At 72.3% G+C, this 10570-nt stretch carries 4 protein-coding genes and 1 pseudogene; 4 read left to right on the forward strand and 1 reads right to left on the reverse strand.

Going from position 1 to position 10570, the window contains the following annotated elements; translation table 11 throughout:
• The first annotated feature begins 604 nt into the window (after window positions 1-604).
• The gene (locus tag ACY45C_RS08555; protein ID WP_462187086.1) at window positions 605-1471 is read left to right on the forward strand and encodes a helix-turn-helix domain-containing protein; all 867 of its coding nucleotides are present in this window, start codon (window positions 605-607) and stop codon (window positions 1469-1471) included.
• Between the two features lie 107 nt (window positions 1472-1578).
• On the opposite strand, the gene ACY45C_RS08560 is transcribed toward ACY45C_RS08555, so the two are convergent.
• Window positions 1579-4242, reverse strand: a complete 2664-nt coding sequence (locus tag ACY45C_RS08560; protein WP_462187087.1) for a sensor histidine kinase — start codon at window positions 4240-4242, stop codon at window positions 1579-1581.
• A 508-nt stretch (window positions 4243-4750) separates the two neighbouring features.
• On the opposite strand from ACY45C_RS08560, the gene hrpA reads away from it, so the two are divergent.
• The 3 genes and pseudogenes from hrpA to ACY45C_RS08575 form a co-directional block, all read left to right on the forward strand.
• Complete coding sequence (gene hrpA, locus ACY45C_RS08565) at window positions 4751-8833, forward strand: ATP-dependent RNA helicase HrpA (protein WP_462187088.1); 4083 nt, start codon at window positions 4751-4753, stop codon at window positions 8831-8833.
• A gap of 31 nt (window positions 8834-8864) precedes the next feature.
• Window positions 8865-9962 (forward strand): toll/interleukin-1 receptor domain-containing protein, encoded by a 1098-nt coding sequence (locus tag ACY45C_RS08570; protein WP_462187089.1) that lies wholly within the window; start codon window positions 8865-8867, stop codon window positions 9960-9962.
• A gap of 302 nt (window positions 9963-10264) precedes the next feature.
• A pseudogene (locus ACY45C_RS08575) lies at window positions 10265-10570 on the forward strand (hypothetical protein); the annotation flags it as partial.

The raw sequence follows: 10570 nt of genomic DNA on the forward strand, positions 1-10570 counted from the left end.
ACACCTCAACAGCACTCGACGGAGATCGTGCACCAGAACCAGCGCGCCGGCGAAGAGCGCGTCGGAGTGAACCCGGAGAGACCCGCGGCGGGAGGCCGAGGCCTGGAGGAGGGGCGGGACGGTCGGAGAGGCGGCACGACGGAGAGCTGGTGGCCGCGGGGTAGATGCCACGGGGCGGGCGGCCAGGGGACACGTGGCTGCGGGACCGGTCGCCGGGTCCGGGGGAACCCGACGGGGAGGGGAACCCGACGGGAGAGTGGGGGGAGGAGCGAAGAGGAGCGGAGCCGTGGAGAGCAACAGTAGGAAGTACACGATCGCCGTCCAGGGCCCGAAGTCCTCACGCCCCCTGGAATCTGGCACCGTGAGAGTGGAATGTCCGGACATGTCATCGTCCACACCATTGCGCCCGTACCCGACAGCCGGGGGCATCCTCATCCCCCGTTAAACGGAGACCCGCCGTCGACGCTCCCCGTGAGCGTGTATACAAATAATCCTCACCACGCTCAACACGCGAGTGTCACCCAGACGAGAGAACCAGCCACCCATCCGGAACCAGAAGATCGAGTATCTTACTCTTGTGTTGACCATGGCGAGGGGGCCGACCGTGACGACAGCTCAGCCGGGAAGTGGACCGACCGTACGTCGGATCCTGCTCGGCTCTCAGCTCCGTCGACTTCGCGAGGAGAAGGGCATCAGCCGGGAAACCGCCGGCTACCACATCCGCGCCTCAGAGTCGAAGATCAGCCGGATGGAGCTTGGCCGCGTCAGCTTCAAAGAACGCGACGTCGCCGACCTGCTGACCTTCTATCAGGTCACGGACGATGCAGAGCGCGCCCCATTGCTGGCCCTTGTCCGGGAGGCGAACGCCGCTGGCTGGTGGCAGAACTTCAACGACGTTCTCCCGTCCTGGTTCCAGCCGTACATCGGTCTGGAGGAGGCGGCCCAGCTCATCCGGACCTACGAGCTCCAGTTCATTCCGGGCCTGTTGCAGACCGAGGACTACGCCCGAGCAATCATCACGCAGGGTAGTGATCACCTACCGGCCGCCGTCGTCGAGCGCCGGGTTAACGTGCGGCTCAACCGGCAGAAGCTGCTGTACCGTAAGAACCCGCCACGGCTCTGGATAGTCATCGACGAGGCGGCGCTGCGTCGGCCGATCGGCGGGCCGAAGGTGATGCGGGCCCAGATCGAACACCTCATCACCGCGTCCGAGCTACCGAACCTCACTCTGCAGGTGATGCCGTTCTCCTTCGGCGGCCACGCGGCGGAGGGTGGGGCCTTCACGATCCTCCGCTTCCCCGAAATGGACCTGCCGGACGTGGTCTACCTGGAGCAGCTCACCGGTTCCACCTACCTCGACAAGCGCGAGGACGTTGACCGGTACATGGAGGTGTATAACCGGCTCAGTGTCGACAGCACGACCCCGGGTGACACTCCCGAACTGCTACGGCGCATCATCACCGAGCTCTGAACGCGGTTCGCTCCCAGCTCACCGACCGGCTGCTCCGCCGGCCCGCCGGCCTACTACTCGGCCGGCCTGCCGTTCTGCCGGCTCGCCGTTCTGCCGGCCTGCCGGCCCTACTGCTCCGCCATCCCGCCGATCGGCTCGACCCGCCTGGTCGGGTCCGTGACCGCGCTCGCCGGCCAGGTCAGCTCCAGGCTGAGACACCGATCGTCCAGCTCCACCGAGACCTCGATCCCGCCCGGGTCCTCTCCCCCGCAGCCGAGCTGCGGGGGCGGCAGGCCCTGCGGCCAGGGCAGCGAGACGAAAACACTGCCGCCGGCCGGCGTCCACAGGACCGTCATAATCGCCCGGCCGCCTGGGACGGCGGCGAGCACCTCCCGCACCTGATCGGCCACCATGGCCCGCACGGGAGCTGGCGCGAGCCGCAGATCGCCGGACAGCTGGATCTGGACGGTCATTCCCGCAGCCTCGGCGTCGGCGACGACCGCGTCGAGGTCCGCCAGCGCCGACGACGGACCACCCCCGGTGATCATGCGACGGACGGCGGCCGCCCGTATCGCGCACCTGCTCCGAACGGCGGCTTCCCGTGGGTCCAGCCAACCGCCCGCGACTCCGTCGAGTAACGGCAGCACCTCCCACCCCACGGTGTGCAACCACTGCGCCCGCTCCCACCTGATCATGGTGAACGCATCCACCTGGGCGGCGACCTCAGCCTCGGCGGCCAGGGCGCGGGCGGTCGTCTCCGCGGTGCCGCGCAGCAGGGGACCCAGCATCGCGGTCACAATCTGCACCCCGCACGCACCGTAGATCAGTACCCCCAGCCGCGCCAGCACCAGCGGTTCGGTGGTACCACGCAGGAACACCGCAACGATCATCATGGCGATCGCGACCAGCAGCGCACCCACCCATTCCCAGAGTGGCCGGGAGGCGGTGATGAACGCTAGGAGCAGGGGAAGCACGAGCAACGGCCAGTCCGCGATCCGGACGATGTCCGCGCCGACGGTGTTCGCTATGCCGGCGACGGCGACGGCGAGGGCCAGGAACAGCAGCACGGCCGCCTCGGGACCGCTGATCGGCCGACTCCGTCCGCGCCGGACGAAGGCGACGGTGAGCGCGGCCACCAGCAGCCACATCGCTCCCGCTCCAGCCATCGTCCGCACCCATCCACCCGTGCCGACCAACGGCACGAGCATGATGATCAGCCACAGCCCGGCGATCTGCCCGAGCGCCCGGCGCAGCCCGGCGGCATAGGCGTCGCGTAGCTCGGCGGCGATCGCGGCGACGTCCCGACGATCGCCGACCCGCCCGCCGACCCTTCCGGCCCCGCGATCACCCCGATCGCCGCGATCATCGCTCGGCTGTGGTCGCGTCACGTGCCCCGTCGTCGCGTCCGGGGCGTGCCACTGCAGTTCCACAACGGTGCCCTGCCCCGGGCGCGCGTCGATGCGGGCGGTCCCGGCGACGTCCACCAGCCGTCCGACGATGGACTCGCGCAGCCCGAGCCGGGCGGGGTCGACCCGCTGCGGGTCGAAGCCGCACCCGGCGTCGGACACCGTCACGATGAGCAGGCCCGGGCCACCGCCGAGGAGCAGCGAGGCACGCCGGGTGCCGGAGTGCCGTTCCACGTTGACCAGCGCCTCGCCGACCGCTCCGACGAAGGCCTCCACAACCACGGCCGGGGGCTCACCGGGAGGTTCCCCCGCGACGGCTGGGAGACGCCGGTCCTCGAGGCTGACCTGCAGCCCCCGTCGAGCGGCGTCGCGGACGGCCTCGGCCAACCGATCGCCGATCGGCGGACCGACCTCGTCGTCCCGGTCGAGCAGGCCGCGCACGGCGGTGAGGCTCTGCGCACATCGACGCCGGGTGAGTGCCACGTCCCGTCCCCCGCCCCAGGCGATGCCGGTCAGGGTGTTCAGCACCGTGTCGTGGATGACTCGCTCCCGTTCCCGGCGGTCGCGGGCGACGGCGAGGACCACCGCCTCGCTGCGGTGCCGGGCCACAACGTTCGCCCAGCGATGGTCGGCCGTACGGGCGATCCGGCGCAGTCGACCGATCGCCAGCCCGAGTAGACCGGGAATGATCAGCAGCATGGCGGTTTGAGAGAAGACCTGGGGGTTGTGGCCCCAGCCGCCTACGAGAGTGGCGCCGCACAGCGTCAGGAGCAGGACCGACGCGACGGCCGTCGGAAATGTCCAGACCGTCACGATCCCGGCGTTGATGGCGGTCAGGAAGACGAAGTTCCCGCTGTCCCCCACCGAAGCGGGCGGCAACCAGGACGAGGCCGTCAGGGCGAGGACCGTCGACATCGCGACCGTGCTGGTGGTCATCGATCGACGGATCCCGCGTCGCAGGCTGACGACGCAGAAGACGAGACCGCCGATGACCGTCAGCCCCGCGACGGCCATCGCCGCCGGCCTGTGGTCGTACCAGCGCCAGACCGCGACGTAGCACACCGTCAGCAGGACCGCGACCGCCCGCAGAGTAACGAGGACGCGCCCCATGACCTGTTCCAGCGCCTGGTAAGCCCGGCCCAGCTCGACGGAGGCTCGGCCCAGCTCGAGCGTGCCCTCCCCGAAGGCGGCCACCGTGCCCGCGGAGGCGGTAGCGGCGGTGCCCGTGGCGGCGGAGGATGCCGGCGCCGCGAGCGGGACCGGCTCCCGCACCCCGGACGGGACCGGCTCCCGCACCCCGGGCGAGGCCGCCTCCCGCCCGTCGGCAGTCACGCCCTGCTCGGCCCGGGGAGGTCGCCCGGACCAGGGTAGGGGCCGACTTCGCACCTCATCATCATGATGGCTCTGTCCCCTCAGCATCGAGGTTCCTGTCGACGACAAGCTTGCGACGGTATAGAGGCCGCGACGGCGTCGAGCAGCGACCCACCGCCGACCGGGCGGGCCGTTGGCAGGCTACCGGCGGCGCCTCGCCTTGGTCCGCAAAGGACCGGCTCGCCTCTCATCCGTCGGACCGCTCATCCGTCGAAAAGGTAACGGGACGGCCCGACCTCCCATTCGGGGGAGCTAGTCACGGTCCAGGGACCGCAGACCGTGCTCAGGTCCCCAAAATTCGCTGACCGAAGAGTCACCGCCACCGCCCGACGGGCCGGAGGAATGCAACGCCGCCGGGACAGCTGTGTCCTAGGCTTGACGACGTGTGGAAAGGCAGCTCTTGAATCCTCCCGCCACGCCGCCCAGGCCGCCCACGCCGCAGCCGCAGCCGTCACCACCGGCAGGCCCAGTAGCACCGGCAGGCCCAGTACCACCGGCGGAGCTGTCCGCGCGGCTGACCGGGTTGTCTCCTCGCGACGCCCATCGGCTAGGCCGACGGCTCGCCGAGAGCCGGCGCACCCGCGAGCCCGCCGCGCGCCAGCGGGCCCTACAGGCCATCGCCGCCGAGGTGGACCGGGCGGCGCTGCAGGTGGAGCGGCGCCGGGCCAGCGTCCCGACGCTCGACTACCCCGACATCCTTCCGGTCACCCAGCGCAAGGACGAGATCCTCGCCGCGATCCGGGATCACCAGGTGGTCGTCGTCGCCGGGGAGACCGGGTCCGGCAAGACCACCCAGCTACCGAAGATCTGCCTGGAGCTCGGCCGCGGGATCCGGGCGATGATCGGGCACACCCAGCCGCGCCGAATCGCCGCGCGTACCGTCGCCGACCGCATCGCGGAGGAACTGCGCACCCCGGCTCCCCAGGCGGGCGGCGTCGTCGGCTACCAGACCCGGTTCACCGACCAGGTGCACGAGAACACGCTGGTCAAGCTCATGACGGACGGCATCCTGCTGGCCGAGATCTCCTCCGATCGCCAGCTGCGCCGCTATGACACGCTCATCATCGACGAGGCGCACGAACGCAGCCTCAACATCGACTTTATCCTCGGCTACCTGCGGTCGTTGCTCCCCCGCCGGCCGGATCTCAAGATTGTCATCACCTCCGCGACGATCGAGACGGCCCGGTTCTCCGCCCACTTCGAGGACGCCCCGGTCATCGAGGTGTCCGGGCGCACCTATCCGGTCGAGGTCCGCTACCGCCCACTCGTCCCGGCGGCCGACGGACCGGCCAGCGGATCGGCCAGCGGCCCGGCCGACGGGCGGAGGACCGGCAGGGAGAACGGCGAGGTCGAGCGCGACCAGACCCAGGCCATCAGCGAGGCGGTCGACGAGCTGTGCGCGGAGGGCCCGGGCGACATCCTGGTGTTCCTCAGCGGCGAACGGGAGATCCGCGACACCGCTGAGGCACTCACCCGCGAGCAGCGGCCGAACACCGAGATCGTGCCGCTCTACGCCCGCCTGTCCGCCGGCGAGCAGCACCGGGTGTTCCAGCCGCACACCGGACGGCGGGTGATCCTGGCCACCAACGTCGCCGAGACCTCGCTGACCGTGCCGGGAATCCATTATGTGATCGATCCGGGCACCGCGCGGATCTCCCGCTACAGCCACCGCACCAAGGTGCAGCGGCTGCCCATCGAACCGATCTCACAGGCCTCCGCCAACCAGCGCAAGGGGCGCTGCGGGCGGACCGCCGACGGCATCTGCATCCGCCTCTACAGCGAGGAGGACTTCGCCGGCCGGCCGGAGTTCACCGATCCGGAGAGCCTGCGGACGAACCTGGCCTCGGTCATCCTGCGGATGGCCGACCTCGGCCTCGGCGGGATGGCCACGTTCGGGTTCCTCGATCCACCCGACCCCCGCCAGATCAGCGACGGCGAACTGCTCCTCGCCGAGTTGGGGGCATTCGACGCCACCGCGGCCGATCCCCGCCACCGGATCACTCCCCTCGGCCGGCGGCTGGCGCAGATCCCGGTGGATCCCCGGCTGGCCCGCATGGTGCTCGCCGCCGACGAGCAGGGCTGCCTGCGCGAGGTGCTCGTCATCGCCGCCGCGCTCGCGATCCAGGATCCCCGGGAGCGCCCGGTCGAGCACCAGCAGGCGGCCGATGCCCGCCACGCCCGGTTCGCGGACCCGACCTCGGACTTCCTGGCGTACCTGAACCTGTGGAACTACCTGCGCGACGCCCGCGGCGAGCTGTCGGCCAACCAGTTCCGGCGGATGTGCCGCACGGAGTTCCTCAACTACCTGCGCATCCGGGAATGGCAGGACGTGCACGGCCAGCTCGCCGCGGTGGCCCGCGGCCTGGGGCTCACCCCCCGGGATGACGGCTCCGGCGCGGCCGATCCACGAACCGATCCACGGGCCGTGCACCAGGCCCTGCTGACCGGGCTGCTGTCGCACATCGGTCGTTACGACCCGGAGCGCCGGGAGTACGCCGGCGCCCGCGGCGGCCGCTTCGCGCTCTGGCCGGGCTCCGCCCTGGCCCGGCGGTCGAACCGCGCCGAGCGCACCGGGCCGACAGCCACGTCGGCGGACCCGACAGCCGCGCTGGCGGACCCGGGGGACCCGGCGGGCGAGGACGCGCCGAAGCGGCCGTCCGGACCACCCGCCTGGGTGATGGCCGCCGAGCTGGTGGAGACCTCCCGGCTGTGGGGCCGCACCGCCGCGCGGATCGACCCGGACTGGATCGAGCCGCTCGCCGCCCACCTGGTGCATCGCACGTACAGCGAGCCGCGCTGGTCGCGCCGGCAGGGCGCGGTGCTCGCCGACGAGAAGGTGACCCTGTACGGGGTGACGATCGTCGCCTCCCGGCCGGTCCAGTACAGCCGGGTCGACCCGGCCCTGTGCCGGGAGCTGTTTCTCCGGCACGCGCTGGTCGAGGGTGACTGGCAGACCCGCCACGCCTTCTTCCACGCCAACCGGGAGCTGCTCGCCGACGTCGAGGAGCTGGAGCACCGGGCCCGGCGGCGCGACATCGTCGTCGACGACGAGACGCTGTTCCATTTCTACGACGAGCGCATCCCCGCGGATATCGTGTCCGCCCGGCACTTCGACGCCTGGTGGCGCAAGGCGCGCCGGACGACCCCGGACCTGCTCGACTTCCCGCGCTCAATGCTCGTCTCCGCGGGCGCCGAGGGAATCACCGAGGCCGACTACCCCGACGTCTGGCAGGCGGGCGACCTCGCGCTGCCGCTGAGCTACCAGTTCGAACCGGGCTCGGCGGCCGACGGGGTCACCGTGCACATCCCGCTGGCCGTGCTGAACCAGGTCGGCGCCGAGGGCTTCGAATGGCAGGTGCCGGGGCTGCGCGAGGAGCTCGTCACCGCCCTCATCCGGGCGCTGCCGAAGGCGGTGCGGCGCAGCTTCGTCCCGGCGTCGAACTACGCCAAGGCGGTCCTGGCGAACATCACGCCACGCCAGGTGCCCCTGCTCACCGCGGTGGAACACGAGCTGCGCCGGATGGGCGGGCCGGAGATCCCGCGCGACTCCTGGTCGCTGACGGGTGTGCCGGATTACCTGCGGTTCACCTTCCGGGTGGAGGACGCCGGCGGGCGGGTGCTGGCCGAGGGCAAGGACCTCGACGCCATCAAGGAGCGGCTGCGCCCGAGGACCCGGGAGGCCGTCGCCGCCGCGGCGGACGGCCTCGAGCGGGCCGGCCTGCGGGCGTGGGGGGACCTCGGCACCCTGCCGAAGGTCGTCGAGCTGCGCCGCGGCGGCAACGCGGCGGGCGGCAACGCGGCGGGCGGCCACGTGGTGAAGGCGTTCCCGGCGCTGGTTGACGAGGGCGGTTCGGTCGCGGTGCGGGCCGCCGGCACCGAGGCCGAACAGCGCCAGCTGATGTGGGCCGGCACCCGGCGCCTGGTGCTGCTGGGCGTCCCCTCCCCGGTGCGCGGCCTCAACGCCCGGCTGTCGAACGCCGCGAAGCTGGCCCTGAGCCACAACCCGCACCGCGACGCCGCCGACCTGCTGGACGACTGCGTGCGGGCCGCCGCCGACCGGTTGATCGCCGCGGCCGGCGGGCCCGCCTGGGACGAGGCGGGCTTCACCGCGCTGCTCGCCGCGGTACGCGCGGGGCTGCCCGAGGCCGCCTTCGAGGTGGTCCGCGAGGTTCAGCAGGTGCTCGGCCTCGCCCACGCGGTCGATCTGGCGCTGCGCGAGCTGCGTGCCCCGGCGGTGGCGGCGTCGGTGGCCGACGCGCGCGACCAGCTCACCTCGTTGATCTACCGGGGATTCGCCACCGACACCGGGGCCGACCGGCTGGCGGACCTCGTCCGCTACCTGACCGCGCTGGAACGGCGGCTGGAGCGGCTGCCCCGCGATCCCGGGCGGGACAGGCTCAATACCGCGACCGTCGGGCGCGTCCAGGACGCCTATCGGGAGCTGCTCGCCACCGTCCCCGCCGGCCGGGAGCCGGTGCCCGAGATCCGGCGCCTCCGCTGGATGATCGAGGAGCTGCGGGTGAGCCTGTTCGCGCAGAGCCTGCGCACCCCGTACCCGGTTTCCGAGGAACGCGTCTACCGAGCGATCGACGCCATCCTCGGTTAATCCGTTTCGGTGACTATGCCATGCTGGGACGGTGACCGGCGGGGGCGATGGGCACGGCGCTCCCGACTGTTTCGTGTCGTACGCGGACGACGGGCGGGCCTGGGCCGAATGGATCGCCGGGACGTTGGAGGATGCCGGCTACCAGGTCCTGCTTGAGTCCTGGGCGCCGGCGGGGACGCACCGAGTGGGGTGGCTGGACCGGGCGGTGAGCCAGGCCCGGCACACGGTCGCGGTGGTCTCCGACGGCTACCTGCGCTCCTCGCCCGCGGTCGCCGAATGGGCGGCGGCGTGGTCGGCCGACCCGACCGGAGGCGAACGCCGGCTGCTGGTGACCAGGGTGGCGGACCGGCCGCTGCCCGGTCTGCTCGGCCAGCTCGTCCCGGTCGACCGCAGCGAGATCGCCGTCCGGGCCAGCCTGCTCGCGGCCCTGCGTGGCGACCGGCCACAGCCGGAACAGCCGCCGGGCTTCCCCGGCCGGCGGGGGATCTTCCCGCCGGAGTTGCCGGCGGTGTGGAACGTGCCGGACCAGCCCGCCCGGTTCGTCGGCCGGACGGCCGCGCTCGCCCGGCTCGACGAGGCGCTGTCCCGCTCGCCGCTGGTCACCGTGACGGGAATCGCGGGGATCGGGAAGACCAGCCTGGTCACCGAGTACGCCCGCCAGCACCGGGCGGATCTCGACGCCGTGTGGTGGGTGCCGGCGGAACGCCCCGAGCTGATCGGCGAGCGGGTGCGCGAGCTCGCCCCGGCGGTGGGCCTACCCGGCCACGCGGAACCGGCCGCCGTGATCGCGAACCTCGGCCGGGCCGACGGCCGCTGGCTGATCGTGCTCGACGACGCTGCCGACGCCGACACGCTGCCGGCCTGGCTGCGGCCCGCCGAACCCGGCCGGCTGCTGCTGACCTCCCGCAACCCCGGCTGGGACCATCTCGGCCCGGTCGTGCCGGGTCGGACCGATGGACCGGGCCGAGTCCGTCACCCTGCTCGCCGGCCGGCTGCCCGCCGTCGAACGGACGGTCGCCGACCGGATCGCCGAGCGGCTCGGGGACCACCCGCTCGCCCTCGACCAGGCCGCCCACCGCATCAGCACCGGCCGCACTCCCGCCGAGACCTATCTTCAGGTGTTAATTGACCGGCCGGAGGTCCTCCTGGCGCAGGGGGAGGTGAGCGGACGGCCCGGGGCCACCGCCGCCACCCTCTGGGACGAGCCGATCCGCCGGCTCGACGCCGAGGCACCGGCCGCCGGCCACCTGCTGCGGATCGTCGCGCACGGCGACAACGAACCGATCCCAATCCGGCTGTTCACCGCCGAGCCGAACGCAATCCCCGACTCCGGACTCCGGGCTACGGGCGGCGGCCGGCGACCCGCTCGCCCTCGCCGACACCGTCGGCGCCCTGGAGCGGTACGGCCTGGCCCACCGCGACGCGGACACCGTGACGATGCACCGGCTGGTGCGGGCCGCCGTGCACACCCACACCAGCCCCGACCAGGCCGACGAGATCGTCGCGACCATGACCCGGATGCTGCGCGCGGCCCTGCCCGACGCCGTCACCGCCAACCCGGAAGCCTGGCCCGCCTGGCGGGAGCTACTCCCGCACACGCTCGCCGTGCTCGACGCCACCGACACCGACGTCGACGCCACCGACCCCACCGATGCCGACCGTCTGGAGGCCGACAGTCCGGAGGCCGCCTGGCTGGCGGAACGCTCGGCGGCCTACCTGCTCGGGCAGGGCCGGGCC

The organism is Frankia sp. CcWB2 (genome assembly GCF_977927585.1).